Annotated in this window: 23 protein-coding genes and 1 pseudogene; 14 read left to right on the forward strand and 10 right to left on the reverse strand. The window is 71.6% G+C overall.

The window, feature by feature from the left end:
* Positions 1-510: pseudogene (locus GT042_RS06905) on the reverse strand (regulator); the annotation flags it as partial.
* A 321-nt stretch (positions 511-831) separates the two neighbouring features.
* Here GT042_RS06905 and lipB point away from each other — a divergent pair.
* The 4 genes from lipB (at position 832) to GT042_RS06925 (ending at position 4,112) form a co-directional block, all read left to right on the forward strand.
* On the forward strand, positions 832-1,641 hold the full coding sequence (gene lipB, locus GT042_RS06910; RefSeq protein ID WP_161307816.1) for a lipoyl(octanoyl) transferase LipB: 810 nt from the start codon (positions 832-834) through the stop codon (positions 1,639-1,641).
* 146 nt (positions 1,642-1,787) lie between these two features.
* Positions 1,788-2,756, forward strand: a complete 969-nt coding sequence (gene lipA, locus GT042_RS06915) for a lipoyl synthase (protein ID WP_161307817.1) — start codon at positions 1,788-1,790, stop codon at positions 2,754-2,756.
* Between the two features lie 398 nt (positions 2,757-3,154).
* Positions 3,155-3,403 carry a hypothetical protein gene (locus GT042_RS06920; protein WP_161307834.1) on the forward strand — a complete coding sequence of 83 codons (249 nt, stop codon included), beginning with the start codon at positions 3,155-3,157 and terminating at the stop codon, positions 3,401-3,403.
* 10 nt (positions 3,404-3,413) lie between these two features.
* Positions 3,414-4,112 carry a DUF4191 domain-containing protein gene (locus GT042_RS06925; RefSeq protein WP_161307818.1) on the forward strand — a complete coding sequence of 233 codons (699 nt, stop codon included), beginning with the start codon at positions 3,414-3,416 and terminating at the stop codon, positions 4,110-4,112.
* A gap of 120 nt (positions 4,113-4,232) precedes the next feature.
* Here GT042_RS06925 and GT042_RS06930 read toward each other — a convergent pair whose 3' ends face one another.
* Positions 4,233-4,700 (reverse strand): RDD family protein, encoded by a 468-nt coding sequence (locus tag GT042_RS06930; protein WP_161307819.1) that lies wholly within the window; start codon positions 4,698-4,700, stop codon positions 4,233-4,235.
* A gap of 223 nt (positions 4,701-4,923) precedes the next feature.
* On the opposite strand from GT042_RS06930, the gene glnA reads away from it, so the two are divergent.
* Positions 4,924-6,333 carry a type I glutamate--ammonia ligase gene (gene glnA / locus GT042_RS06935; protein ID WP_161307820.1) on the forward strand — a complete coding sequence of 470 codons (1,410 nt, stop codon included), beginning with the start codon at positions 4,924-4,926 and terminating at the stop codon, positions 6,331-6,333.
* A 240-nt stretch (positions 6,334-6,573) separates the two neighbouring features.
* Here the strand turns inward: glnA and GT042_RS06940 are convergent, their stop codons facing one another.
* Positions 6,574-7,146: a dihydrofolate reductase family protein gene (locus GT042_RS06940; protein WP_161307821.1), complete on the reverse strand. Its 573-nt coding sequence runs from the start codon at positions 7,144-7,146 to the stop codon at positions 6,574-6,576.
* Between the two features lie 141 nt (positions 7,147-7,287).
* Here GT042_RS06940 and GT042_RS06945 point away from each other — a divergent pair, with 141 nt between their 5' ends.
* Both GT042_RS06945 and GT042_RS06950 read left to right on the forward strand, forming a co-directional pair.
* Positions 7,288-7,719 (forward strand): Rid family hydrolase, encoded by a 432-nt coding sequence (locus GT042_RS06945; protein WP_161307822.1) that lies wholly within the window; start codon positions 7,288-7,290, stop codon positions 7,717-7,719.
* Between the two features lie 99 nt (positions 7,720-7,818).
* On the forward strand, positions 7,819-8,949 hold the full coding sequence (locus GT042_RS06950) for a Gfo/Idh/MocA family oxidoreductase (protein ID WP_345943699.1): 1,131 nt from the start codon (positions 7,819-7,821) through the stop codon (positions 8,947-8,949).
* 48 nt (positions 8,950-8,997) lie between these two features.
* On the opposite strand, the gene GT042_RS06955 is transcribed toward GT042_RS06950, so the two are convergent.
* Complete coding sequence (locus tag GT042_RS06955) at positions 8,998-9,855, reverse strand: NAD(P)-dependent oxidoreductase (protein ID WP_161307823.1); 858 nt, start codon at positions 9,853-9,855, stop codon at positions 8,998-9,000.
* Positions 9,856-9,970: 115 nt separating this feature from the next.
* Positions 9,971-10,678, reverse strand: coding sequence for an RraA family protein (locus tag GT042_RS06960; RefSeq protein ID WP_237530526.1), 708 nt, complete (start codon positions 10,676-10,678; stop codon positions 9,971-9,973).
* A gap of 216 nt (positions 10,679-10,894) precedes the next feature.
* Here GT042_RS06960 and GT042_RS06965 point away from each other — a divergent pair, with 216 nt between their 5' ends.
* Entirely contained in the window at positions 10,895-12,628 is a 1,734-nt protein-coding gene (locus tag GT042_RS06965) for an SMI1/KNR4 family protein (RefSeq protein ID WP_161307825.1), read from the forward strand.
* Positions 12,625-13,287: a GNAT family N-acetyltransferase gene (locus GT042_RS06970; protein ID WP_161307826.1), complete on the forward strand. Its 663-nt coding sequence runs from the start codon at positions 12,625-12,627 to the stop codon at positions 13,285-13,287. Before GT042_RS06965 ends, GT042_RS06970 begins: the two co-directional genes overlap by 4 nt.
* Positions 13,288-13,445: 158 nt before the next feature.
* On the opposite strand, the gene GT042_RS06975 is transcribed toward GT042_RS06970, so the two are convergent.
* From GT042_RS06975 to GT042_RS06985, 3 genes are all read right to left on the reverse strand, one after another.
* Entirely contained in the window at positions 13,446-14,249 is an 804-nt protein-coding gene (locus tag GT042_RS06975; protein ID WP_202532457.1) for an SDR family oxidoreductase, read from the reverse strand.
* A gap of 50 nt (positions 14,250-14,299) precedes the next feature.
* Positions 14,300-15,733: an RNA polymerase subunit sigma-70 gene (locus GT042_RS06980; RefSeq protein WP_161307827.1), complete on the reverse strand. Its 1,434-nt coding sequence runs from the start codon at positions 15,731-15,733 to the stop codon at positions 14,300-14,302.
* A gap of 107 nt (positions 15,734-15,840) precedes the next feature.
* Entirely contained in the window at positions 15,841-16,116 is a 276-nt protein-coding gene (locus GT042_RS06985) for a hypothetical protein (RefSeq protein ID WP_202532458.1), read from the reverse strand.
* A gap of 535 nt (positions 16,117-16,651) precedes the next feature.
* Here GT042_RS06985 and GT042_RS06990 point away from each other — a divergent pair.
* On the forward strand, positions 16,652-17,323 hold the full coding sequence (locus tag GT042_RS06990; RefSeq protein WP_161307828.1) for a hypothetical protein: 672 nt from the start codon (positions 16,652-16,654) through the stop codon (positions 17,321-17,323).
* A 147-nt stretch (positions 17,324-17,470) separates the two neighbouring features.
* Here GT042_RS06990 and GT042_RS06995 read toward each other — a convergent pair whose 3' ends face one another.
* On the reverse strand, positions 17,471-18,385 hold the full coding sequence (locus GT042_RS06995; protein ID WP_161307829.1) for a Gfo/Idh/MocA family oxidoreductase: 915 nt from the start codon (positions 18,383-18,385) through the stop codon (positions 17,471-17,473).
* A gap of 206 nt (positions 18,386-18,591) precedes the next feature.
* Between GT042_RS06995 and GT042_RS07000 the strand changes: the two genes are divergently transcribed.
* The 4 genes from GT042_RS07000 to GT042_RS07015 all read left to right on the forward strand — a co-directional run bounded on the left by GT042_RS07000 (position 18,592) and on the right by GT042_RS07015 (position 23,591).
* Positions 18,592-20,124, forward strand: a complete 1,533-nt coding sequence (locus tag GT042_RS07000) for a hypothetical protein (protein ID WP_345943700.1) — start codon at positions 18,592-18,594, stop codon at positions 20,122-20,124.
* Positions 20,121-21,368, forward strand: coding sequence for a hypothetical protein (locus tag GT042_RS07005; RefSeq protein ID WP_161307830.1), 1,248 nt, complete (start codon positions 20,121-20,123; stop codon positions 21,366-21,368). The genes GT042_RS07000 and GT042_RS07005 overlap by 4 nt, the downstream gene beginning before the upstream one ends.
* A gap of 99 nt (positions 21,369-21,467) precedes the next feature.
* The gene (gene glnII / locus GT042_RS07010; protein WP_161307831.1) at positions 21,468-22,487 is read left to right on the forward strand and encodes a glutamine synthetase; all 1,020 of its coding nucleotides are present in this window, start codon (positions 21,468-21,470) and stop codon (positions 22,485-22,487) included.
* A gap of 465 nt (positions 22,488-22,952) precedes the next feature.
* Positions 22,953-23,591 (forward strand): winged helix-turn-helix domain-containing protein, encoded by a 639-nt coding sequence (locus GT042_RS07015; RefSeq protein ID WP_161307832.1) that lies wholly within the window; start codon positions 22,953-22,955, stop codon positions 23,589-23,591.
* Between the two features lie 111 nt (positions 23,592-23,702).
* Here the strand turns inward: GT042_RS07015 and GT042_RS07020 are convergent, their stop codons facing one another.
* Positions 23,703-25,238, reverse strand: coding sequence for a PepSY domain-containing protein (locus GT042_RS07020; RefSeq protein ID WP_161307833.1), 1,536 nt, complete (start codon positions 25,236-25,238; stop codon positions 23,703-23,705).
* Positions 25,239-25,451 lie beyond the last annotated feature (213 nt).

The following is a 25,451-nucleotide window of genomic DNA, read 5'->3' on the forward strand; positions in this document are numbered from 1 at the left end:
CGGCCCGGAAGCTGCCGGCCCGGACGCCCCCGGCCCGTTCCCGGTGGCGAGGTCGGGGTGGCCGACGCGTTCGTCGGCGCGGCCGATCAGCCAGTCGCGGCTGGGGACGACGAGCCCCGCCGGGGTGAACGCGATCTTGCGCAGTTCGGCGTGGCTGCCGGAGTCCTTGCGCCAGAGCCCGCCGACGATGTCGACGGCCTCTTCGGGGCTGGCGGCGAATTCGAGCCCCGCGTAGACCGGCGCACACGCGTCGAGCCCGAGATCCTGGGCCGAGAGCCGGCGTCCGAGCCGGCGCGTGAAGACCTCGGCGATCAGCGCGGGGGTGGTGCCGCGCGGCTGCTGTCCGCGTAACCAGCGGGTCACCGAGGTCTTGTCGTACCGCAGGTCGAGGCCGTGTTCGATGCCGAGCTGGTCCACGCGGCGGGCGAGCCCGGCGTGGGAGAACCCGGCCTCCGCGATGAGCGCGGCGAGCTGGCGGTTGGGGATGCGCTGGGGTGGTCGTTCCGACATCAGCTGTAGGGTCTCCTGCCTTCCGGGCCCCGGAGCAGCCCTCATGGAACGGCGTGAATTTAGCGGCACGGGGCGTCCGTACCGCCACCTTCGTCCTACATTCATCCGATCGTGTGAGGATTTACGGCGTCGCTGACGCAAGCGCGTGCGGCAGGGGCTCGGGGCGTGTGCCGGCGGCAACTGCCCGGCCGGACGGCTCAGAGCAGGGTCGGCTCCGGGCCGGAGGCCCCGTACACCTGCCCGGTGGTTCCGTCCCGCGCCGCCGTACAGTGGCGAGGGCGTGACGAACGCGCCATGGAGCTTCTTGAGGAGGCACGGCCCGTGAGTGAGTTGCGGTACGTCCATCTGGGGTTCGGCGGGGAAGCCGTCGAGTACCGGGAGGCCTGGGAGGAGCAGCGCCGGGTCCACGCGGCCCGTTTCGCGGACGAGCTTCCCGACACCTGTCTGCTGCTGGAGCACCAGTCGGTCTACACCGCCGGACGGCGTACGGCGGACAGCGAGCGCCCCCTCGACGGCACTCCGGTCGTCGACGTGGACCGCGGTGGCAAGATCACCTGGCACGGTCCCGGCCAGCTCGTCGGCTATCCGATCCTCAAGCTGCCGCGCCCGGTCGACGTCATCGCGCACGTCCGCAGGCTGGAGGACGCGCTGATCCGCGTGGCCGCCGAGTTCGGGGTGGAGACGTCCCGGGTGGAGGGCCGCAGCGGGGTGTGGGTGCTCGGGGACCCGGTGGCGGACCGGCCGGCGACGGGCGGGCTCACGCTGGACTTCGACCCGCGCCTCCAGGACGACGAGTTCGACCCCCGGATGAACGGACCCGAGTACGCGCCGTCCAACGCCGGCCAGCGCCGGGAGGACCGCAAGCTCGCGGCGATCGGGATCCGTATCGCCAAGGGGGTCACGATGCACGGCTTCTCGCTGAACGTGAACCCGGACAACACCTGGTTCGACAAGATCGTGCCGTGCGGGATCCGGGACGCCGGGGTCACCTCGCTCGCGTACGAACTGGGCCGCGACGTCACGATCGCGGAGGTGCTGCCCTCCGTGGAGCGGCATCTGCGGGACGTACTGGAGAACACGGAGCCCAAGCCGCGCGAGATCACGCGCGAGCCGGAGCACGCGGCCGTCTGACCGTCGCACGCTCCGGGGTGGGGCCGACCGGGGGAATGCGCCCTCACGGCCCCGGGTTGGCCAGACGTAATGCCGCGCAAACAACGGGCGTAACCTGGTGTTCGCCGAAGAATCGAATGCCGCGCCAGCAGAGAGAGGTGCCGGACGTGTCCGCTGTCGCACCCGACGGACGCAAGATGCTGCGTCTGGAGGTCCGGAACAGCCAGACTCCCATCGAGCGCAAGCCCGAGTGGATCAAGACCCGGGCGAAAATGGGTCCCGAGTACACCAAGATGCAGAGCCTCGTGAAGTCCGAGGGCCTGCACACCGTCTGCCAGGAAGCGGGCTGTCCCAACATCTACGAATGCTGGGAGGACCGCGAGGCGACCTTCCTCATCGGCGGTGACCAGTGCACGCGGCGTTGTGACTTCTGCCAGATCGACACGGGCAAGCCGCAGGCGCTGGACCGTGACGAGCCGCGCCGCGTGGGTGAGTCCGTCGTCACGATGGACCTGAACTACGCCACGATCACCGGGGTCGCCCGCGACGACCTGGAGGACGGTGGCGCGTGGCTGTACGCGGAGACCGTGCGCCAGATCCACGGGATGACGGCGGGGCGCGAGGCCGGCGGTACGAAGGTCGAGCTGCTCATCCCCGACTTCAACGCGGAGCCCGCGCAGCTGGCCGAGGTCTTCTCGTCCCGCCCCGAGGTGCTCGCGCACAACGTCGAGACGGTGCCGCGGATCTTCAAGCGGATCCGTCCCGGTTTCCGGTACGAGCGTTCCCTCGACGTCATCACGCGGGCCCGCGAGGCCGGTCTGGTGACCAAGTCCAACCTGATCCTGGGCATGGGTGAGGAGCGCGCGGAGGTCAGCGAGGCGCTGCGGGACCTGCACGGGGCGGGGTGCGAGCTGATCACGATCACGCAGTACCTGCGTCCTTCGGTACGGCACCACCCGGTCGAGCGCTGGGTGAAGCCGCACGAGTTCGTGGAGCTGAAGGACGAGGCCGAGGCGATCGGTTTCTCCGGTGTCATGTCGGGGCCGCTGGTGCGTTCGTCGTACCGCGCGGGTCGGCTGTACCAGCAGGCGATGGACCGGCGGGGCGCCGTGGTGGGGGCCGAGGCCGCGGTGTGAGTCGTACGGGCGCGGTGTGATCGCGCCCCCCCGCCCGGTGTGAATCCCAGCACAAGCGCCTCCTGGCGATCACTTCCGGGTAGCGCGCCGGTGGAAGCCCGGCGGAACGCGGTCCGTACCCTCCCCGCAGGTCGGGGGCGGCCTACGGGCCGCGTCCGCGTTCCCGGGCGGCGGCGGGGGCGTACACCCGCCCCGTACCCAGGCTTCATGGGCGTTTGACCGGTCGGTCACGCCCTGGTAACACCAGTCCGTGACGCTGAAGCCACGCGTCACGGACACGCTCCATGCCGTTCCAGGCCCCACCGGGCCGCTCCAGGGGGAATGCCACCATGCAGGTCGCGCGCATACGGCCCGTCCGCTCCGTCACCGGCTCCGGTGCGGACGCCAGGACGACAGTGATCCGCCCCACCACCTCCACCTCCGCCTCCCTGCCCGCCGTCGCGCTCCCGTCGGTGGGGACCGCGCTGCGCGTGGTGGAGTCCCTCCTCCTCAGCGGAGGGCAGCGCACGGCCCGCCGTAACGCCTGGACGGCCGTCCAGGAGGACCGCCGCAGGGCCAGGGACCGGGTCGAGGCACAGCACGTGCTGGAAGCGGTGTCGGGCCGTACTTCCGAGGCCGCGTCGGACCGCACCTCCCGGGCCACGTAAACTCCCGTACATGGCGGCGAAGGAAAACGCAGACTCTGCTGCGAACACCGGGCGACTGAAACAGATCGCCCTTACCTACAAGATGACCCGGCGGGCCGACTCGAAGGTCGGTCTTGTCGTCGCGGGTGTGGGAATCGTCACCTTCGGTGTCTTCCTCGCGGTCGGGTTCTTGATCAACCACCCCATCTACCTGGGGATCCTGGGCTTCATCCTGGCGTTCCTCGCGATGGCGATCGTCTTCGGCCGCCGTGCCGAGCGGGCGGCCTTCGGTCAGATGGAGGGCCAGCCCGGGGCTGCCGCCGCGGTGCTGGAGAACGTCGGCCGCGGCTGGACGACCACTCCGGCGGTGGCGATGAACCGCAGCCAGGACGTGGTGCACCGGGCGGTCGGCAAGGCCGGCATCGTGCTGGTGGCCGAGGGCAACCCGAACCGGCTCAAGAGCCTGCTGGCCGCCGAGAAGAAGCGGATGGCTCGGATCGTGGTGGACGTGCCGGTGCACGACATCATCGTCGGTGACGGCGAGGGCCAGGTGCCGCTGAAGAAGGTACGGACGACGCTGCTCAAGCTGCCGCGCGTGCTGGCGGGACCGCAGGTGACGTCGACCAACGACCGGCTGCGGGCGCTGGGGGATCTGATGAGCAACATGCCGCTGCCGAAGGGGCCGATGCCGAAGGGCATGCGGATGCCGCGGGGCGGGAAGATGCGCTGAGCGGTCGCGTACCGCTGATGTGCTGCTGACGTACCGCTTGACGTACTGCTGACGTACTGCTGACGGAGGAGGGCGGCGCGGGAAGACTCCCGCGCCGCCCTCCTCCGTCGTTTCGTCCGCTCAGATCCGGACCTGTACGGCGCCGGAGAGGCGGTCGTGGAGGCCGCGCCCGTCGCGGTCCCAGATGAGGGCGGGGACGGCGAGGCAGAGCAGTACGGTGCGCACGAGGACGCGTACGAGGGAGAGCCGGCCGCCCTGCTCGGCGATGACCCGGAGGCCGAAGACGCGCTTTCCGGGGGTGAAGCCGACCGTACCGACGGTGAGAAGACTGAGGACGAAGAGGACGCCGAGCGCCCAGTTGCCGGTCTTCTGCCAGTCACCCGCCGCGAGCAGCCCGTATGCGATCAGCATGCACAGCGCCCAGTCGAGGAAGAGGGCGCCGAAGCGGCGGCCGAGCGGGGCGACGGACCCCGGGCCGTGCTCCGGGAGACCGAGCCGCTCGCCCCGGTAGCCGAAGTCGACGCCCATGTTCTCGGCGGCGGCGCGGGGTCCGGAGAGCCAGGATCCGATTACTTGCCTGTTGTCCACCCGTCCACGGTACTGGGCGGGGATTTACCCCCTCTTGACGGGGGTCGGGGAGCATCCCGGCGGCGTCGTACGCACCGGGGCTGGTTAACTTCAACGAAACAAATGGGTCACGCTTGAGAAATCCCGGAAACCTATGGTCGGCTCCAGCGTGTGCCACCGCACTGGCCGCACCACCGAGCGACAAACCCCCGCCCCTCCTCGGGTCGGGAGGAGGAGGAGCTGGATGTTCCAGAACGCCGACGAGGCAAAGAAGTACATCGCGGACAACGACGTCAAGTTTGTCGACGTCCGCTTCTGCGACCTGCCTGGCGTGATGCAGCACTTCACGATCCCGGCAAAGGCGTTCGACCCGGCCGAGGAGCTCGCCTTCGACGGTTCGTCGATCCGCGGCTTCCAGGCCATCCACGAGTCGGACATGGCGCTGCGCCCGGACCTGTCCACGGCGCGGGTCGACCCGTTCCGCCGTGACAAGACGGTGAACATCAACTTCTTCATCCACGACCCGATCACGGGCGAGCAGTACAGCCGCGACCCGCGCAACATCGCCAAGAAGGCCGAGGCCTACCTCGCGTCGACCGGCATCGCGGACACCGCGTACTTCGGCCCCGAGGCCGAGTTCTACGTCTTCGACAGCGTGCGCTTCAACACCACGTCGAACGAGAGCTTCTACCACATCGACTCCGAGGCAGCCGCGTGGAACACCGGCGCCCTGGAGGACAACCGCGGCTACAAGGTCCGCTACAAGGGTGGTTACTTCCCGGCCCCGCCGGTCGACCACTTCGCCGACCTGCGCGCGGAGATCTCCCTGGAGCTGGAGGCTTCCGGCCTCCAGGTCGAGCGCCAGCACCACGAGGTGGGCACCGCCGGCCAGGCGGAGATCAACTACAAGTTCAACACGCTGCTCGCCGCGGCCGACGACCTGATGCTCTTCAAGTACATCGTGAAGAACGTCGCGTGGCGCAACGGCAAGACCGCGACCTTCATGCCCAAGCCGATCTTCGGTGACAACGGCTCCGGCATGCACGTCCACCAGTCCCTGTGGCAGGGCGGCACGCCGCTGTTCTACGACGAGCAGGGTTACGCGGGCCTGTCGGACACCGCCCGCTACTACATCGGCGGCATCCTCAAGCACGCCCCGTCGCTGCTGGCCTTCACGAACCCGACGGTGAACTCGTACCACCGCCTGGTCCCCGGCTTCGAGGCCCCGGTCAACCTGGTGTACTCGCAGCGCAACCGCTCCGCCGCGATGCGCATCCCGATCACCGGCTCGAACCCGAAGGCCAAGCGCGTCGAGTTCCGCGCCCCCGACCCGTCCTCGAACCCGTACCTGGCGTTCTCGGCCCTGCTCCTCGCGGGCCTGGACGGCGTCAAGAACAAGATCGAGCCGGCCGAGCCGATCGACAAGGACCTCTACGAACTGGCCCCGGAGGAGCACGCGGGCGTAGCCCAGGTCCCCACCTCGCTCCCGGCGGTCCTGGAGGCCCTGGAGGCGGACAACGAGTACCTCCAGGCGGGCGGAGTCTTCACGTCGGACCTGATCGAAACGTGGATCGACTACAAGCGCACCAAGGAAATCGCCCCGATCCAGCTGCGCCCCCACCCCCACGAGTTCGAGCTGTACTTCGACATCTAGGCCTCCGGCCCGTCGCGGTCGCCGCAGGTGCGGATCTCGCGGAGCCCGAGGGCTCGCCAAAATCGGTCAGGTCCCCGCGCTCTTCTCACGAAGAGCGGCGGGGGCCTGATGTCGTACCGGCGTCGGAACGCCGGTCAGGGGGCCTCGAAAACGAGCCTGGGGACGCGGTCCATGTTCGCCGTACGGCACCCCCGGACGCCGCAGCACCGAGGCCCGGCCCCGAGGGCTCGTCCATCGTGGTCAGTGGATGACCTCGAAGACGTTCTTCTGGAGGCCGTTGGGGTACGCCTCGTGTTCCGTGAGCTGGAGCTTCTGGGTGTCCTTGTCCGTGGTGCTGAACAGGCGCTTGCCGGCGCCGAGGAGGAGGGGGAAGACCAGGAGGTGGTAGCGGTCGATCAGGCCGGCGTCCGAGAGGCTGTGGTTCAGGGTGGCGCTGCCGTGGATGATGATCGGGCCGCCTTCGGTTTCCTTGAGGGCGGCGACGTCGTCGAGTGAGCGCAGGATCGTGGTGTCGCCCCAGTTCGTGACCAGGTCGTCGTCGGTGAGGGTGGTGGAGACGACGTACTTCGGCATCACCTTGTACGTGGCGAAGTCGTCCATGTCCGGCCAGACCGCGCTGAACGACTCGTAGCTGGTCCGGCCCAGGAGCATCGCGGCGGCCTCCTCCTGTTCGCGGCCCTTGATCTCGAACGCCTCGGGGAGGAATTCCACGTTCTTGAAGGTCCAGCCCGAGTTCCGGTAGCCGGGCTCGCCGCCCGGGGCCTCCATGACGCCGTCGAGTGAGACGAAGGCGGTGCTGATCAGGGTGCGCATCTTGCTCTCCTGCGGTGACGGGTCGGTTGCTTGGCTGGTTCGTTGCTCAGCAATGCTGGGTTGACCGGTGATCGTCGGGAAACTCATCGGTCCGCCGCCTACCGTGGTAGGTGGAACTCGCCCTTTGACGATCGGAGTGTTATGGGTACGTCACGTCAGGTCGAAAGTTTCGGAGTTCCCTGGGAGGAAAGCTACGGGTACGCCCAGGCTGTCAGACACGGCGATACGGTCTATCTCTCCGGTCAGGTCGCCCACGACGGGAAGAAGCTCGTCGCCCCCGCTCCTGTCGACGCGGACGGACTGGTCACCGACTTCTCCCTCATGGGTCAGCAGCTGCGGCAGTGTTACGCCAACGCGGCGGAGTTGCTGAAGCGGTTCGGCGCATCGCTGGACGACGTCGTCGAAGAGGTCCTCTACGTCGTCGACGCCGACGCGGGTGACGCCGCGGCCGGGCCCGTACGCAAGGAAGCGTACGGGCGGCCCGATCCGCAGGTGGCGAGCACGATGATCGGCATCACCCGGCTGGCCCTCCCCGAGTTGCTGGTCGAGGTCAGGTTCACCGCGCGGCTTTGATCGCTCGGCGTCCAGGGGGGACCTCTATGGGCGGGCCGCCGGTGCGTTTATCGTTCAGCAGCGGAACAAAACCCCGTCCAGGTACGAGGAGCGAATGACGTGAGTGCGAGTGCGGCGCCGGTGCGGTTCGGGCTGGTCGGGACCGGGTGGCGGTCGGAGTTCTTCGTACGGCTCGCCCGCGCGCTGCCCGGTCGGCTCACGGTCGTCGGGGTGGTCAGCCGGTCCGCCGAGCGGGCCGCGGAGGTGGAGGCCGCGTGGGGCGTGCCCGTCCATCGGAGCGTCGAGTCGTTGATGGCGGGGACGGGGGCAGGGGCGGGGGCAGGGGGAGAGGGTGGCGGCGTTCGGCCGGAGTTTGTTATTCCGTCCGTGCCTTGGGACGCCACCCCGCGCGTGACCGAGGAACTGGTCGCCCTCGGCGTCCCCGTCCTCGCCGAGACACCCCCCGCCCCGGACGCCGAGGGCCTGCGGGACCTGTGGCGGGCGACCGGCGCCGGCGGGCTGGTGCAGGTCGCGGAGCAGTATCCGCTGATGCCGGGCCACGCGGCGCGGCTGCGGCTGGTACGGGACGGGGTCATCGGCGACGTGACCTCCGTACAGCTGTCGTCCACGCACCTCTACCACGCCGTGTCCCTGATCCGGCACCTGCTCGGGGCCGGCTTCGAGCCCGCCACCGTGACGGCCCGGGCGTTCACCGCGCCGCTCGCCGATCCGCTGTCCCGCGACGGCTGGACCGGCGATCTGACACCCCGGGACGCCGAGACGTACCTCGCCATCCTGGACTTCGGCGGCGGGCGGATGGGGCTGTACGACTTCACCGACAACCAGTGGTGGAACCCGCTGCGCGGCCGGCGCATGGTCGTACGCGGCTCGCTGGGCGAGATCGTCGACGACCAGGTGGTCCGGATGGCCGACCCCCGTACACCCGTGGAATCACCCCTGGTCCGCCGCCTGACCGGGACCGACCTCAACCTGGAGGGGCGGGAGCTGCACCACATCTCCTTCGACGGCCGGGTGGTCTATCGCAACGAGTACGTCGGCGCCCAGCTCTCCGAGGACGACCTCGCCGTCGTCGACCTGCTGTGCCGTACGGGCGCGTGGGTGCGCGGCGAGGGGCCGGAGCCGTACCCCCTCGCCGAGGGATGCCAGGACCATCTGCTCAGCCTCGCGATCCAGGAGTCCGTACGGACCGGGCGGGCCGTCACCACGGACCGGGAGGCGTGGGCGGGGTGACGGCCGCCTGGGCCGGCCGGGGGACGGCCGGGACCGGGGGGAGAGGCGTCAGGAGGTGATCGTGTTCCGCCAGGAGTGCCGCGGTTCAAAGCCGAGCGCCTCGCGGGCGCGGTCGATGCTCAACAGCGTCTCGTACGTACCGATCTCACGCGTCAGCTTCACCCCCGGGAACACCTCCGCCAGCAGCTCCGCCGACGGCCGGTCCATGACGGTGTCGGCCGCCGCGATGACGAAGCTCGGCGCGCCGGTCACGGGCGCGGTGAGCCCGAGGCGGCAGGCCGCGGCGGCGTCGCGGGCGTCGATGTAGCCCCAGAGGTTCCACTTCCGCAGGTGCGGGTCCGACCAGTAGCCGGGCACCAGCCGGTAGTCGTCCTCGACGTGGACGTTGGACAGCCGCAGCGCCACGAAGGGGATGCCGGACCAGTCGGCGACGTGCTGGGCGGTCGTCTCGCTCGCCACCTTGGAGAGGGCGTAGGTCGAGGTGGGGTACGGGTAGTGGTCCTCGTCCACCGGCGCGTACCGGGGCGGGACGTCGAAGGGCAGGCCGAGGGTGGTCTCGCTGGACGCCCACACCACGCGGGAGAGCTTGTTGTGCGCGGCGGCGAGGAAGACGTTGTTGTTCATCGCCAGGTTGGTGTGGAGGGTGTGGGCGGCGGGGAACAGGCCGGGCGCCGGGATGTTGGCCAGATGGACCACCGCGTCGACCTCGCTGAGCGCGTCGACGGCCTGCCCGTAGTCGGTGAGGTCGGCGAGCAGGAGCGGTACGTCCGTACCGGCTGTCCTGCCCCGCTCACCGCCGTCGGTCACGATGTCCACGGCGAGGACGTCGAAGCCGTGATCCAGGAGATCCGCTACGACGACCCTGCCGGTCTTTCCGGTGGCTCCGGTGACTGCGACGGTGGTCATGGGTGTGCTCCCTGCTCGATGGCGTCGTTCCATCCTCCCCTGCCGACGCCCGCGTCACCACCGCGTCCCGGCGGTGCCGGGCCCAGGGGGTGTCTTGCCTAGGGGGGTGCCTTGCCTACTCCTCGATCGCCCCGCCCACCGTGCGGAGGTGATCGCGGAAGGTCAGGTCGGGGGTACGGTCCCGCTCGGCCAGGTACGTGTCGAACCGGACCTGGGAGCGCAGGGACACCCCCGCGCGGATCCGGTCCGCCTGCCCGTGTTCCGTGTCGCGGATCGCCTCGGCCAGGGTGAGGAGGTCCTCGATCGCGGCGGCGGGCAGGAAGAGGGCGCCGTCCTCGTCGGCGACGACCACGTCGTCGCGTCCCACGGTCCACTCCCCCACCGTGGCGGAGGTCAGGGCGTCCTGGGGGCGGGGGTCGAGGCGTTGCGGGCCGGTGGGGAGCGCGCCCAGGCTGAAGACCGGGAGTCCGATCGCGCGCAGGTCGGCCGTGTCGCGGTGCAGGCCCCAGATGACGATTCCGGTCAGTCCGGCGGTACGGGCTTCCAGGGCCACCAGGTCGCCCACGCACGCCTCGTCGTGCCGTCCTGCATTGTCCACCACCAGGACGTCGCCGGGGTCGGCCCCTTCGAAGGCCTCCAGGAACACGTCCACACTGCCGGCGTGCCGGGCGGGGACGACCCGGCCGGCCAGGCGGCTGCCGGGTTCCAGGGCGCGCAGGGCGGTGGGGGCGCAGCGGACCGGGATACGGGCGCGGATGCACGCGTCCGCGAGATGGGCGGTGGTCAGGGCCGCGAAGCGGCTCCGGAGATCGTCGCGGTTCAACTCTGCCGTCTCTGCCGTCACTGCCGTCTCTGTCACGTCCGCCGCCTCTGTCACGTCCGCCGTCCCTGTCACGTCTGTCGTGTCTGCCATGTCTGCCATCCTCGCGTCCGGCTCTCTCCCCGTGGCCCTGTGGCGGGGAAAGTCCCTGTGCCGGGAAAGTCTGGCATCGGCCGCGGGGATGTGTCTCTTGTCGGTGGGCGCTGGCACCATGACCGCATGAAGATCTACAACTGGCGTCCGTTCCTGGAGCGGTGGAGTGCGGACTGGATCGACTCACCCGGCGCGGAGGGGCGCGAGGACACGGCCGAGGAGATCGTACGGGCCCGGTGGCTCGGGTTCGCGCCGGCCGACGGGGAACGGATCGCGGCCCTGGAGGAGCGGCTGGGCGTGGAGTTGCCGCCGTCCTACCGGTCCTTTCTCGCGGTCACGGACGGGTGGCGGCCGGCCGGGACGGCCGTCGGGTCGCTCGGGACGGTGGACGGCGTCCACTGGTACAAGGGGGCCGAGCTCCAGGAGTCGTACGAGAGCGCGCTGGACGAGGAGTCGTCCGACGACGAGGTGGTACGGGCCGGGATGTGGGGACGCGCGCTCCAGTTGTCGGTCGTGTCGGACGCCACCGACCTGCTGCTGGACCCGGGCGACGTGGACGCGGACGGTGAGTGGGCGGCGTACCTCCACCGCGCGGGGTCGGGCGAACTCCCGGTCCGTTACGCGTCGTTCCTCGACCTCATGCAGGCGCTCTTCCGGGAGTTCCACCGGCGCGACGCGGGGCCGGAGTTCGTCAACGCGACCACGCGCGAACTCGACGCGGCGGTGGAGGAGGCGCGGGTGGCGTGTCTCGCGGGGGACGACATCGACGCCCAGCTCGATGTGTTCGAGGACGCGGCGGAGCACGGGCGGCCGGGGGCGGGCGGGTTCCGCGACGAACTGACGGCTCTGCTGGACGGCCGGCCCGTCGGCGGCGGGGGCGGGCTGCTGCCGTACGAGCCGGACGGGCCCTTCCGCCGGGCGGTCGACACCGCGCGGGAGCAGGCCCGTTGGGGCGACACCGACGTGGCGTGGCGCACGCTCGCGACGGCGCTGGGCACGTGGGAACCGTACGGCACCGAGCGGATCGCCCCGGTCGGCCTCCTCGCCGATCCGATACTCGGGCCGGTGATCACTCCGGCGCGGGGGCGGTACGTGCTGGAGACGCCGCGCGGGGGCGGGCAGGGCAGGGGGCAGGGCAGGGGGGAAGGTGATGGCCTGGGCGGTGGCCGATGGGACGCGGCCGGGCTGGTGTCCCGGGAGATCGGGCTCACCTGGCTCGCCGATCACGCGGAGCAGGCCGACGACTACCGTTTTGTCCTCGTACGGGACGTGTCACCGGAGGAGGTGGCGGCGCGGGTCGGCGAGGGGCCGCTGCTTCCGTCGAGCGACGAAGCCGATGTCCAGCGGCGGTCGTTGGGCGCCGGCGGCCGGCCGGTGGTACGGGTGGGGTCGGCCGGGGAGGGCTGGAGTTTCGCGTACGGGACGGTCCTGGAGCCGTTCAGGTCGGGCCGGTTGGACGATCCGGGCGAGCGGGCCTCACGCGGCACCGAGGCGGTCACCATATGGGTCGAGCGGGGTGACACCTCGGCGGGGCGGCCCGGCGTCTTCTACTTCTCCCGCGCGGAGGACGGGGAGCGTGTGTACGGATTCGCCGTGCGGGGGGACGAGATCGAAGAGTGGGGGGAGGTTCCCGAGGCTCTCGATCCGGAGGAGCTCTTCCCGGGCGCGGAGGTGCCGGAGGAGTCCGGCGAGTACGGGGAGTCCGAGGAGGGGCCGGCGCCGGTGGCTCTCGACGTGGACGACGAGTACGAGGCCCTTGACGCGATCACGGGGACGTTCGGGGTCGCGCTGCCGCAACTCGCGCTGCGGCGGGGGCGGTTGCCCGCCGTCACGACCGGTCCGTGGATCGCTGCCCGATGACAAGCACGCTGCGGCCCGAGCCGATCGAAACGGAACGACTGACGCTGGTCCCCCTGAGGGTCGAGCACGCGCCCGAGATGGCCGTTGTGCTGTCCGATCCCGCTCTGCACGGCTTCATCGGCGGGACTCCGGAGACGGAGGAGCAACTGCGCGTGCGCTACACGCGGATGGTCGGGGGGTCCTCGGATCCGGAGGTGTCGTGGTGCAACTGGGTGCTGAGCTTCCGTACGGAGGGGGCGGAAGGCGCGGAAGGCGCCGGGGGCACCGAGGGGTGGCGGGGCGGCGAGGGCCGCACCGAGGGGTGGCGGGGCGGCGAGGGCACGCTGGCCGGGACCGTACAGGCCACGGTCACCTCGGCCGGCCCCGACAGCGCCCCCGGCCAGGGCGCCGTCGCCGAGATCGCCTGGGTGGTGGGAACCCCCTGGCAGGGCCACGGACTCGCCTCCGAGGCCGCGCGAGGGCTCGTACGGTGGCTGGAGGCGCGAGGGGTCGGCACGGTCGTCGCGCACATCCACCCGGAGCACCAGACCTCGGCCGCGGTGGCCCGCGCGTGCGGTCTGGCACCGACCGACACGTGGCACGACGGAGAGGTCCGCTGGCAACGGCGTCTGGGTGGACCGGTGGGTGAGCGGGAAGCGGGACAGCGGGCGTCCGACTGATCGCGGCTCGGCGGGTGTTGGAGGCGCGGGCCCGGGTGGAGGCCGTGGCCTGTGGGGGAGGCCCAGGCACGGGTGGGCGCGGGCACGGGTGGGCGCGGCCCGGGTCCGGGGCCCGGGAAGTGGATCGTGTCCGGATCCCGGGGCCGTCGGCCGTGCCCTCAGCTGGCGAACATGCCTGCCGTCGCGTTGATCCACGTGCCCGTGATCGCCGCAGCCGCGTCCGAGGACAGGAACGTCACCAGGGCCGCGATGTCGGCGATCCGTGGGGAGCGCCTCGTCATCCGCAGGGTGTCCAGGTGGGCGACGATTCCGGTCACCGCCGCCTCGTCCATGGCCGGGGCGCCCGCCGCCGACAGTTTCTCCGGGGTCAGGGAGTCCGCCACCCCCGCCGTCCAGATGCCGCACACGCGGACGCCCGACGGGCCCGCCTCCTGGGCCAGTTGGCGGATCAGCGCGTCGATCGCGCCGTCCGCCGCCGCGGTGCCGCCCATCATCGGGCTGCCGTTCGCGGACCCGCTGTTCAGCGACAGGATCACGCCCGACCCCTGCGCGGTCATCCGGCGCGCCGCGGCGCGCGCGGTGATGAACTGGCAGGCGATGCCCCGTACCACCGGCCTGGTGTAGTCCTCCACGGACATCTCCGTGAGCGGCACGCCCTGGAAGTCCCCGCGCGGGACCAGGTTGACGGAGATGTCGATCCGGCCCGCCCGTTCGACCACCGACGCCGCGTGTGCCTCCACCGCTTCCTCGTCCTGCGCGTCGAGGACGTCGTACGCGGCGCCGGTCGCCGTGGCGGCCTTCCGCAGCGTGCTTTCCGTACGGCCCGCGAGGAACACCCGCGCCCCGGCCTCCGCGTACGCCCGGGCGATGCCCGACCCCAGCGAACCCGCCCCGCCGTAGATGACCGCGGTCCTGTCCTTCAGCATCGTCTGTGTGGTGTGGGTGGTGTGCGTGGTCTGCATGCCTTCCGCGTCCTTCTGTCGTCCGGGCGGGGCGCCGTTCGCGCCGCCCTTCACCCCGTAGGACGCGACGGAGCGGGAAACTCATCGCTTCCCGGCAGGGTCATCGGCAGGCCGAACGACGCGAACAGGTGCGGTTCGAACGTCGTGATCTCCGCGATCCCTCCCCCCTCCACCCGCAGGACGTCGATCACCTGGGCCCGGTGGACACTGGTGCCGGGCCGCCGGAGGTAACCGGCCACGGCCAGTTGCCCGTTGGCGTGCACCGGGATGTGCCGCCAGTGGCCGGCGTACAGGGGCGACGCCGGGTCCAGGTTCGGCCGTACGAATGCGAACAGCGCGTCCCTGGTGGTGAACCAGAACGGGTTCGGCGGCATCGTGAGCACCGCGTCCTCCCGTACCAGCTCGACCATCGCGTCGATGTCGGCCCGCGCGGACGCGTCCATGTAGCGCTCCAGCAGCGCCAGGTCCTCGGCGGTCGGTTCGGCCGCCGCCCAGTCCTCGCGCCGTTCCGGCAGCGCCGTCCTCAGCGCTGACCTGCCCCGCTGGACCGCGCTGTTCGCCGAGGCCAGGCTCGAACCCAGCAGGTCGGCGGTCTCCTGGGCCGACCACCCCGCGACATCGCGCAGGATCACCGCCGCGCGCTGGCGCGGCGGGAGCCGCTGGATCGCCGTCAGGAAGAGCAGCTCCAGGGTCTCGCTCGCGACGGCCTGGACGTCCGGCTGGTGCTGCGGCGCGGGTGCGTCGGGCAGTTGGTCGTCGGGGAACGGCTGGAGCCACGGCAGCCGGGGCGGGGGCGGCCCGTCGCCGGAATCCAGGCCCGGGACCGGCTCGTACGTCGTCGGGCGCCGGTGGTGCTTGCGGAGGAAGTCGAGGCACACGTGGGTGGCGATCTTGTAGAGCCAGGCCCGGGGGTGCTCGATCGCGCCGCTCGTCTCCCAGGCGCGCCAGGCGCGCAGGAACGCCTCCTGGGTCAGGTCCTCCGCCTCGTCGTACGAACCGAGCAGCCGGTAGCAGTGCGCGCGCAGCTCACGCCGGTACTCCTCGGTGAGGGCGACGAAGGCGTGTTCGTCGTGAGGCGGATTTGTCACGCCAGGTGGATCCGTCACGCGGGGCGGATTCGTCACGGCGGGCGGTGTGACGTTTTGAGTGGCGTCCGTGACGCCGGATGTTGCGGTGGTCCCCTCCCCCGTCCCCGCCAGGCGCGCCAGCCGCCGCAACCGGGCGAACTGCGCCGACACCGCCTCCACGTCGGCGCGGAACGCGGGCGCGGGGGCCAGTCGCAGCTGCCGCAGCCGTCCCCCGATCCCGGCGATCAGCTCCTCGACCGGCAACCCGTCCGGCTGCCGCCGCTCGCGATAGGCGCGTTGGCGGCACGCCTGCGAGCAGTACGACGCCGTCCTCCCGGGCCGCCCACCCGTCTCGATCGGCCGGCCACACGTCCGGCACTCCCCCGTGCCCGTTCCTGTTCCCGTTCCTTTTTCCATCCCCGTCCCCGCCCCCCCCTGGTCACGGCTACACCGTATTGCGCGCGGACACCGGGACGCCGGACGCCGGAAACCCTCCCGTACGCCCGGCGCCCCGGTCCGCGTCCCTACGCGATCAGCGCGCGCACCATGCGGCACGTCGTGTCGGACGGCGGGTGGATGCCGATCCTGGCCGCCGTGCTCCGTATCCTGCGGTTGCCGGCGTTCGCCGGGTGGTACACGCCCGAGTCCAGCAGGGCGATGGCGAGCCGCATGGCCTTCAGGCGGCGGTTGTGGGTCTCGTACCACTCACGCGGCAGTCCCGCGGGCAGTGGTTTGCGCTCTGGCGTCGGCTGGATCCGGATCGTTTTCGTGGTAATTGTCGTGACTGTGGCAACGGCCATCGGCGACCTCCCGGCACGGTGGTGGAACCCTCACGAACTCCCTCAATTCTACCGCCCCCCACTGACAATCGGGCCTGGCCAGAGGCTGTTTGGCGACAGGAGTGGAGCGCGGTGACGAGAGAGCCGGAAGAGGCGGAAGCGGCGGCGTCCAAGGCGTAGGTCCGTACGGCCGAAGGCCGAGGCCGCGACCTCCATCTGGAGCCGGGCGTCCAGTTGGCCTGGAATACGGACGGAGCTGGACCGGATCGTCCTGTGCTCGGGCGTCTCGCACGCGCCGCGGCTGCTGCGTCCCAAGCGGCGGGCGGACGTCGTCGACTGGGCGGGGGCGGCGGACGGCCGGTCCTGGAGGACGACTACGACGGCGAGTTCCGTTACGACCGGCGGCCGGTCGAGGGCCGGAGGGAGCGAACCGACCTGCGGAAAGGGGAAGTTGATGTCCCCGCGATTGAGCGGAACGACCGCCACGCCCGTATCCCAGGGCACACGGAACCCCAGCCGGCCCGCCGCGCGCGGCCGGGAACAGGAGCCCCCACACGTGTCCCGCAAGAAGACGCTCAGCCGTAAGAAGATCTCCCTGCTCGTCGGGGCGGCAGCCCTGGTCGGCGGTACGGCGGTGGTGATGACCGGTACGAGCCAGGCGTCCGTCGCCTGTGACGGGTTCGCGACGGCCCTCGGCAACAACGAGGCGTTCATCGCCGGGCAGCGGTCGGCTCCCGACGCGCAGTCCGAGGCGCGGATCGCCAACCGGGTCGCGGTCATCGAGCAGATCAAGGTGCAGCAGAAGGCGTCCGGTTGCACGGTCGGCGAGGGCGGCAAGGGCGTGGTCGCCGGTGGCGCGGCGCAGAAGCCCCCGGTCGCCAAGCCTCCGGTCGAGAAGACCCCGATCGCGACAACGGCTCCGGTCAAGAACCCGCCCGCGCAGCAGCAGCCCGCCACCGGCGGGGCCGGCAACGGCGCGGGGCAGGTCGTCTGCCCCGGCTCGACCGTCACCCTCTTCAACGAGGAAGGCGCCCCCGGTGCCTCCAGCGGTCAGTTCCCGGTCGGTACGACACTCCGCGTGACGAACCTCGACAACTCCAAGTCGACCACGGTGAAGGTCACTTCGACGTCGGCCAGCTGTGTCCTGCTGAACAACGCCGCGTTCGAGCAGGTCCGCGAGCCGGGCAAGTTCCTGATCCGCAAGGCCCGGATCGAGCGCGTCGGCTGAGGCAGGAGGCCGGAGGCCGGAGGCGGGAGGCGCGAGGCGGGGGGGCAGGGGCAGGAGGCAGGGGCGGGAGTCAGGACCCCGCGGCGGTACGGGCAGGGGTGCGGGTACGGGTGCGAGCCCCCGAACCCGTACCCGTACCCCTCGCGGCTACTTCCCCGCCGCCGCCACCCGCTCCTCGGCCTCCGCCAGGATCTCGGTCAGCCGCAGTCCGAACCGCACGTCGCACGCGTGCGGCAGCCCCGTCCGGACCGACGCCAGCAGCGCGTCGACCGCCGCCCCGAAGGAACCGATCGGGTCGCCCCACTCCTCGGGCAGCGACGCGATCCCGTGCTGCCCGTTCACGACGAACCCCGTGCCCGACCCCTTCGACGGCGCGCTCAGGCTCAGCGCGGCGGTGCTCGTCGCGCCGGACGTGTGCCGCAGGACGAGGTGGGTGAGATCGGGCTCGCCCCGTACCGCCGTCACCTCGGTGACGTCACCGAGCAGCGGGATCAGCACGGACAGCGCGTGCGGGCCGACGTCCCACAGGCCGCCTTTCTCCCGGCGCCACGGCGAGTCCGCGAACGGGCTGCTCTCCGCGCTCGGCCCGTACAGCGAGCCCAGCCAGTGCGCGTGGGCCGTGAACCAGCCGCCGGTGGCGACCTGGTCGTCGATCCAGGCCGAGGTCACGGGCGAGAAGCGCAGCGTGCAGAAGACCACCGACGCGACGTTCGCGGCCGCCGCGGCGTCCGCCACGGCGCGGGCCCCTTCGACGGTCGTCGCGACCGGCTTGTCCATGATCAGGTGACAGCCGGCGGCCGCTGCCCGTACCGCGAGCGGCGCCTGGACGTCCGGCGGCAGGGCGAAGGCGATGGCGTCGCTCTCGGCGAAGAGCGCGTCTATGCCCGCCTCGCCGGAGTGCGCGGTGGTGTCGTGGGCGGCGGCGAGGGCCGCGGCCGCCTCGGGGCGCCGCCCCCAGACACCGCTGAATTCGAGGCCGGTGTGGGCGGCCAGGGCCGGGGCGTGCGTGCGCTCCGCCCAGGGGCCCGCGCCGAGGAGTCCGATACGTGGTGGCTTGCTCATGGCGCTCAGTGTGCACCGGGCGTACGACGGGGGCGCGGCCAGGGCGGAAATTCCGTGGCCGGGGTGGCGGGGGTCGGTGTTACGTTGCACGGGCCGGCCGCGGGCCTCCGGTGTGACTTCCGGGACTTGCCTCTTAAGCAAACATTTCGCTGTTCGCGCCTCCATGCCCCGGCCGGCATCCGACGGCACGTACCCGGGGGGACACCGTGGCCGAGACCTTCGCGGACCTGATCGCGGCCGAGGACGTGCTGCTGTTCGTGAACGCGGCCGTGACGGCGACGGGTCAGCGGGAGTTCCGCTCCGAGGCGTCGGCGCAGCGGCTGTCGCTGGACTTCCTGCACGAGTACGTGTGCGTCAACTACCGGCCCCTGTACGCCGCCACGCTCGCCCTCGACATCAACGACCACAACGCGGCGCGGATCATCGAGACGCTGCTGCGCGGCGCCGGTGGGGCGGGCGCGGAGGAGAAGCGGGTGGAGGGGCGGCTGATCGCCCGGCGGCTGGCGGTGCTGCCGCCGCAGCGGGTCTACCGGCTGTTCCGCGCGCTGCGCGCGGCCCGGGTGAACAACCGGCGTACGCGCGCGATCATGCGCGACTGGCTGGCGGCGCGGCCGGATCTGGGGCACGACGCGGTGAAGTACCGCCGGGGTCTGAAGACGGCCGCGCGGCACGCCCACCTTCCGCTCGGGGCGGGCACGGGGTCCAAGGAGGGTGCGCCCGGCGAGGTCGGTGACTTCCTCTTCGCGCCCGGCCGGCGCACGAAGTACCGGCATCCGCTGCTCGACGCGCACCGCCGCGCCCACTACGAGCAGGGAGCGCTGTACGAGCTGCCGTTCACGGTCGCCGAGGGGTTCGCGGTCCGGCACGGCGTGGGCCGCGAGGCGCTCGTGGAGCGGATCGCGCCCCGGATGACCCGGTTGGAGCGGCTGCGGACCCAGGGGTCCACGGGGGCGCGGACGGAGCGGACGGACGGGACGGAACGGACGGATCTGACCGTCATGCCGCTGACCCGGCTGGCGCTGTACGTCCTGTCGCTGCCCGTGGACGAGCGGGTACGGCGGCGGGCGGAGCTGACGAAGGCGCTGCGGGCGGCGGCGCGCCGCACGGCGGGGCCGTACCGGGGGACGTGGGGGCGGGTCGCCGCCGTACTGGACGACAGCTATTCGTCGACCGGTTCGGGCGAGAAGCGCCGCCGCCCGCTGGGTACCGCCCTGGCCTGCCATTTCCTGTTGGAGTCCCTGGCGGCGGCGGGCGCGTACACGGCGTGGTGGACCTCGGGAGCGGCGGATCCGCTGCTGGTACGGCCCTGGGGGCCGACCCCGCTCGGGACGCGGATCCTCGACGCCCTGGAGCAGGCCCCCGAGCGGCTGGTGATCGTCTCGGACGGGTGGGACAACGCGCCTCCCGGCCTGGCGGGTGAGGTGCTGCGGGTGTGGCGGACGCGGCTCGACCGGGAGGGGCGGACGAGCGTGGTTCATCTCAACCCCGTATACGACACGGATGGTTTTGACGTACGCCGGCTCGCACCGAGCGTGCCGACGGCGGGGATCAGGGACGCGGAGGATCTGCCGGCGCTGGTGGAGATCGCGCAGTTCGCGGAGGGGCGGACGGGCATGGCGGAGTTGCGGGAGTACCTGGACCGGCGGGTGGAGCTCTTCGTGGAGGACGACCCGTTCTGTTACTTCCCGGGTGAGCCCGTGGGCGTACCGGACGGGCCGGCGCGGGAGGGACGGCGATGACCCGGCTCGACCTGACGGGGCTGACCACGCGCCCCGCGCAGGTGTGGGGCGGCATCCGGCTCGTACCGCTGGTGCGCGCGGAGCCGATGCCCGGACTGCGGCTGCACGCGGAGATCTACGCGGGGCTGGGCGCGGTCGCGCTCGACGACGGAACGGAGTACCTGTCGTACGTCCCGCACGGCTTTGTCGCGGACTGGTCCGGGGAGGAGACGGGACCGGGGCAGGGGCAGGGGCAGGGACAGGGACAGGGACAACGCCAGGGACCGGGACCGGGCGACGGGCAGAAGGCCGGGCAACGCGCCTCGTACGGCACCCAGTTGGGCGCCGGACGGCCCGACACCGTGACCGTCCACCGCCACCACCGCATGGTGAAGCGCCGCAGACCCGGCAAGGGCCTGTCCGGCGGCGCCGCCCCGACCCGCTGCCGTTTCCTGCCGCTCCACCTGGCCCTGGAGGGCTATCTGGCGCTGCACTTCGGCGGTCCTTCGGTCGCCTGGGAGGAGTGGTCGCGGCAGGCGGTACGGCAGGGGTTCTCGCCCCGTGAGGAGGAGGCGTACCTGGGGCTCGACGTCCGGGGACTGGCCGACGCGCTGCGGGTCTTCGAGATCCACCCCGGCCAGTGCGGGGTGCTCGTCCACACGGCCGACTCCCTCGCCGCGGCCTTCGTCGTACCGCATCCCGACGACTACCGCGCCCTGCACCCGAGCCTGCTCCAGGACCTGTACGGCGAACTGGTCCACCAGTACGCCTGCTTCGGCGCGCCCGTCGCGGAGTTCGAGGCACGGATCTCCGACCGGTACGTGACGACCCTCGCCGATCTCCGGGCCCGTGCCGTGGCGCAGGAGCGGCTGTGGAGCGAGACCCACGAGGCCGTCCTGGCACGGGAGTTGCTCACGGAGTCGTACGCCTCCGAGCGCGTCTACCGGATGGGCCCGTACGAACTGCGACGCTTCCTGCCCCCGTTCCGGCGCGGCGGCGCGGAGCAGCACATCGGTGAGCTGATCACGGACCACAAGGGCCGCACGGCCTACCTGAAGACGTTCCGGCTGTCCGACGCGCAGGTCAGGCGCGGCCATCTGCTGAGCGTGCTGGCCGCGCACGACTGGCGGCTGGACGGGACGGCGGCGGCGCTGGGCACCACGTACGAGGAGCTGGTACGCCGGATCCGCGCCGCCGGGTTCGCGCCGCTGCTGAACGAGCACGTGGTCGCGCGGCGGATGCGGAGGATCGCGGAAACAAAATAAACCTGAGTAACACGCAGTTCATGAACGGGCAACAACCGGGACATGACAGATTGCGACGCTGCTGGTCACAACTGCTGCACCCGCAAAGGATGAGGCCCCGTGACCTTCAAGGCTGAGTACATCTGGATCGACGGAACCGAGCCGACCGCGAAGCTCCGCTCGAAGACGAAGATCCTGGACGACGGTGCCGAGCTGCCCATCTGGGGCTTCGACGGATCGAGCACCAACCAGGCGGAGGGCCACGCCTCCGACCGTGTGCTCAAGCCGGTCTTCTCCTGCCCGGACCCGATCCGCGGCGGGGACGACGTCCTCGTCATGTGCGAGGTCCTGAACATCGACATGACGCCGCACGAGTCCAACACCCGGGCGCAGCTGACCGAGGTCGCGGAGAAGTTCGCGGGCCAGGAGCCGATCTTCGGCATCGAGCAGGAGTACACCTTCTTCAAGGGCGCGCGCCCGCTCGGCTTCCCCGAGGGCGGCTTCCCGGCCGCGCAGGGCGGCTATTACTGCGGTGTCGGCGCGGACGAGATCTTCGGCCGCGACATCGTCGAGGCGCACCTGGACAACTGCCTCAAGGCGGGTCTGGGGATCTCCGGCATCAACGCCGAGGTCATGCCGGGCCAGTGGGAGTTCCAGGTCGGCCCGCTGTCTCCGCTGGAGGTCTCGGACCAGCTGTGGCTGGCGCGCTGGCTGCTCTACCGCACCGCCGAGGACTTCAACGTCTCGGCGACGCTCGACCCGAAGCCGGTGAAGGGCGACTGGAACGGCGCGGGCGCGCACACCAACTTCTCGACGAAGGCCATGCGCGAGACGTACGAGGCGATCATCACGGCCGCCGAGTCGCTGGGCGAGGGCTCGAAGCCGCTCGACCACGTCAAGAACTACGGCGCGGGCATCGACGAGCGCCTGACCGGTCTGCACGAGACCGCCCCGTGGAACGAGTACAGCTACGGCGTCTCGGACCGTGGCGCCTCGGTCCGCATCCCGTGGCAGGTCGAGAAGGACGGCAAGGGATACATCGAGGACCGCCGTCCGAACGCGAACGTCGACCCGTACGTGGTCACGCGCCTGATCGTGGACACCTGCTGCACCGCGCTGGAGAAGGCCGGACAGGTCTGACCGGGTCGCACCGCACCGGACCCACACGCAGCTGAGGGGCGACCGCCGGGCAGGCGGTCGCCCCTCGCGCATGACGCCGGACGGCTTCCGGGAAGCGTCCGGGAGGCGACTTCTCAGTCACGGGGAGGTGACTTCGGCGCCGCCAGGAGACGTCTTCGGAGCCGCCGGGAGGTGGAGCGCGACCCGTCGTGCGCCCGGCGTGCGCGTAGCCGCGTGAAAAGGGTCTGCTGCCCCGGGCAGCTATCTGCTTCAATGGGGGCATGGCCAGCTTCCAGCACACCGCGACGGGTCGCATCGACCTGGAGCCGTTCTGGCCGTCCCGGCAGCATCACGATTTCGACCGGGTGTGTTGTCGCGCGAAGAACGCGCCGGCCCTCTAAAGCTTCCTTTCTGGCCTTCGGCCGCCGCGCATGACGTACGTCCTCTCGATATGACGACTCCTTCGCGCGAAAGAGCTGACCTCTCATGGCGAACCCCCGTTCCTTCTCCACGGCGACCGCCGCCGCCCCGCTCAACCAGAAGCCGCCCGCCCCCGGCCGGCACCGGCTGCGGGCCGTCGACCGTGACGAGACCGTCCCGGCCGCCTTCCCCGCCGCCGTCACCGCCGGGCAGGCCGTGGACTTCCTGCCGCCGGGCGCCACCTGGCTTCCCGCGCCGCAGCACACCCTGCCCTCCCTGCCGGGCCAGCCGCCGATGGTCGGCTACCTGGTACTCGTCCCGGCCGACCAGCACGCTGCCGCGCTGGCCGCCTCCGTGCCGTATCTCGCCGCCGACGCGGGCGACCGGGCGGCCCGGGGCGCGGCGCCCGGGACCGAGACCGCCGGCGGTCCGGTACGGATCGACAGCGTCCAGCGGACGGCCCTGGTGGACGGACAGCAGCTGGACCTGACCTACCTGGAGTTCGAGCTGCTCGCGCACCTGGTGGCGCACCCCCACCGGGTGCACACCCGGGACCAGCTGGTCACGACGGTCTGGGGCTACGGACACGTGGGTGACGGCAGGACCGTCGACGTCCATGTGGCGCGGCTGCGCCGGAAGCTGGGCGTCGAGCACCGCCACACCATCCAGACGGTACGGCGGGTCGGGTACAAGTACGCCCCCTGAGCCCTTCGGGCCCCTCGGGCCCCCCGAGCCCCGTGAGCCGCCGGCCACGACGCACACCGGCACGAGGACGCACCGGGACCCTGACGGGCCGGTGCGTCCTCGCTTCATGTCTCAGGCCGTCTTCTCCGGATCCTGCCTCGCCCGCGCGCGGGCCGACAGGCCCAGCGCGCCGTCCAGCAGGAGGAACGCGAGCAGGCTGATCCCCAGCAGCGGGACGAACCAGCCGACCACCGCCGTCACCGCCGCCAGCGGCAGCAGCACCTTCAGGGGCACCTTGCGCCAGGCGCCGCGCGCCATGGGCCGGCCGACGCCCGTCCGCCGCTCCTGGGTGGGCCTGCGCTGCCACCACATGCGGTAGCCCCAGAGGATGACCAGGATCAGCGACAGGGCGAGGGCGGCGAGGGCCAGCTGGTTCACGAGCCCGAGGAAGACCCCCATGTGGGCGTCGATGCCGAAGCGGGTGAGCTGGGCGAGCACGGGGTAGTCCGCGAAGCGCAGCTCGTCGATGACCATGCCGTCGGCCGGGTCGACCGCGACCGAGTCGAGCCGGACCGGGAACTGGGTGTCCGTCTGCGCGACGACGTACCCGTTCCCCTCCGTCGGCAGGGTCACCTGGAGCGGTCCGTCGAGGCCGGCCTGGCGGGCGGCGACCACGGCCAGGTCCACCCCGACGTCCATGCCCTCCATGCCCGGCATGTCGTCCGTCATGCCCGGCATGTCCTCGTGGCCCTCGTGGCCGCCGCCCGTGGAGCCCGTACCGCCGTCGAGGGTCGCCGAGACGGCGGGGGTGGAGCCGCCGAGCTGGTCCTGGATCTCGCCTATGTTGGCGCCCGCGTACGTCGACCAGGTCAGGCCCGTCGCGGAGAGCAGGACCAGTCCGGTCACGGCCCACAGGCCGAGCGAGCCGTGCAGGGTGAGTGTCCTGCGCCGGCCCGTGGCCCCGCTCTCGGGGAGGAACAGGGCGCGCTTCGAGGTACGCCTGCGGGCGAGCCACAGGACCAGCCCGCCGAGGGCCACGACCCAGAGCCAGCTGGCGGCCAGTTCGCTGTAGAGGCGGCCCGGTTCGCCCAGGTGGAGATGGCGGTGCAGCTCGGAGAGCCAGGTGCGCAGCGGGAGGGCGCCCGAGCTGCCGTAGCTGGCGAGTTGCCCTCGTACCTCCGCGGTGTACGGATCCACGAAGACCGCGAGGGACTTGCCCTCGCCGACCTCGGGGGTGGACATCAGGACGCGGGTGGTGGCGCCGTCCTCGGACGAGGGGCGTACGGACGTCACCTTGCCGTCCGGGTGGGCGGTACGGGCCGCGTTGACCTGGGTGGAGAGGGGGAGGACGCGGTCGCCGACCGGGACGCGCAGCTCGTGGCGGTAGACCACCTTCTCCGCCTGGAACGAGAGCGAGTAGAGGAGCCCGCTGACGGCGGCGACGAGCAGGAACGGGGCGATGAGCACACCCGCGTAGAAGTGCAGGCGCAGGACGAGCGGGCGCAGCGAACTCCACGCGGACGAGGTGCCGGTGGGGGTGCCCGCGGTCGTGGCGGTGGTCGTGGCGGTATCGGTGGGGGTGGCCGCCGGGTCGGTCAGGGTGTCGGAGACGGCGGCGTCGGTGCCCTTGATGGGGTCCGCGTCCTTGAGGGGATCGTCAATGGCCATGACTGTCCTAGGTGTGGGCGTGGGCATGGGGGAAGCGGCCCCGGTGCCGGCCGGCGTCGGACAGTGAGGTGTCAGACAGTGAGGACGAGCGCGGCTCCCGGGTCCGTGGTGCGAGTGGTGCGCACCACGGGCGGACCGCGCCGGGACAGGCTGTGTGCGAGGACCACCCCGCGGAAGCGGCGCGGGGCGGGCGCGCCGGGGGCGAGCGGGGCC

It is taken from the genome of Streptomyces sp. SID3212 (assembly GCF_009865405.1).
Taxonomy (GTDB): domain Bacteria; phylum Actinomycetota; class Actinomycetes; order Streptomycetales; family Streptomycetaceae; genus Streptomyces.

Excerpts from the sequence above, each read along its gene's own strand:
- GT042_RS06975 (WP_202532457.1), bottom strand. The coding sequence starts at position 14,249 with ATGCAGACCACGCACACCACCCACACCACACAGACGATGCTGAAGGAC.
- GT042_RS06980 (WP_161307827.1), bottom strand. The coding sequence starts at position 15,733 with ATGGAAAAAGGAACGGGAACAGGAACGGGCACGGGGGAGTGCCGGACG.
- GT042_RS07020 (WP_161307833.1), bottom strand. The coding sequence starts at position 25,238 with ATGGCCATTGACGATCCCCTCAAGGACGCGGACCCCATCAAGGGCACC.
- GT042_RS06955 (WP_161307823.1), bottom strand. The coding sequence starts at position 9,855 with ATGACCACCGTCGCAGTCACCGGAGCCACCGGAAAGACCGGCAGGGTC.
- GT042_RS06940 (WP_161307821.1), bottom strand. The coding sequence starts at position 7,146 with ATGCGCACCCTGATCAGCACCGCCTTCGTCTCACTCGACGGCGTCATG.
- GT042_RS06970 (WP_161307826.1), top strand. The coding sequence starts at position 12,625 with ATGACAAGCACGCTGCGGCCCGAGCCGATCGAAACGGAACGACTGACG.
- GT042_RS06995 (WP_161307829.1), bottom strand. The coding sequence starts at position 18,385 with ATGAGCAAGCCACCACGTATCGGACTCCTCGGCGCGGGCCCCTGGGCG.
- GT042_RS06985 (WP_202532458.1), bottom strand. The coding sequence starts at position 16,116 with ATGGCCGTTGCCACAGTCACGACAATTACCACGAAAACGATCCGGATC.
- GT042_RS06945 (WP_161307822.1), top strand. The coding sequence starts at position 7,288 with ATGGGTACGTCACGTCAGGTCGAAAGTTTCGGAGTTCCCTGGGAGGAA.
- GT042_RS07005 (WP_161307830.1), top strand. The coding sequence starts at position 20,121 with ATGACCCGGCTCGACCTGACGGGGCTGACCACGCGCCCCGCGCAGGTG.
- GT042_RS06925 (WP_161307818.1), top strand. The coding sequence starts at position 3,414 with ATGGCGGCGAAGGAAAACGCAGACTCTGCTGCGAACACCGGGCGACTG.
- glnA (WP_161307820.1), top strand. The coding sequence starts at position 4,924 with ATGTTCCAGAACGCCGACGAGGCAAAGAAGTACATCGCGGACAACGAC.
- GT042_RS07015 (WP_161307832.1), top strand. The coding sequence starts at position 22,953 with ATGGCGAACCCCCGTTCCTTCTCCACGGCGACCGCCGCCGCCCCGCTC.
- GT042_RS06965 (WP_161307825.1), top strand. The coding sequence starts at position 10,895 with ATGAAGATCTACAACTGGCGTCCGTTCCTGGAGCGGTGGAGTGCGGAC.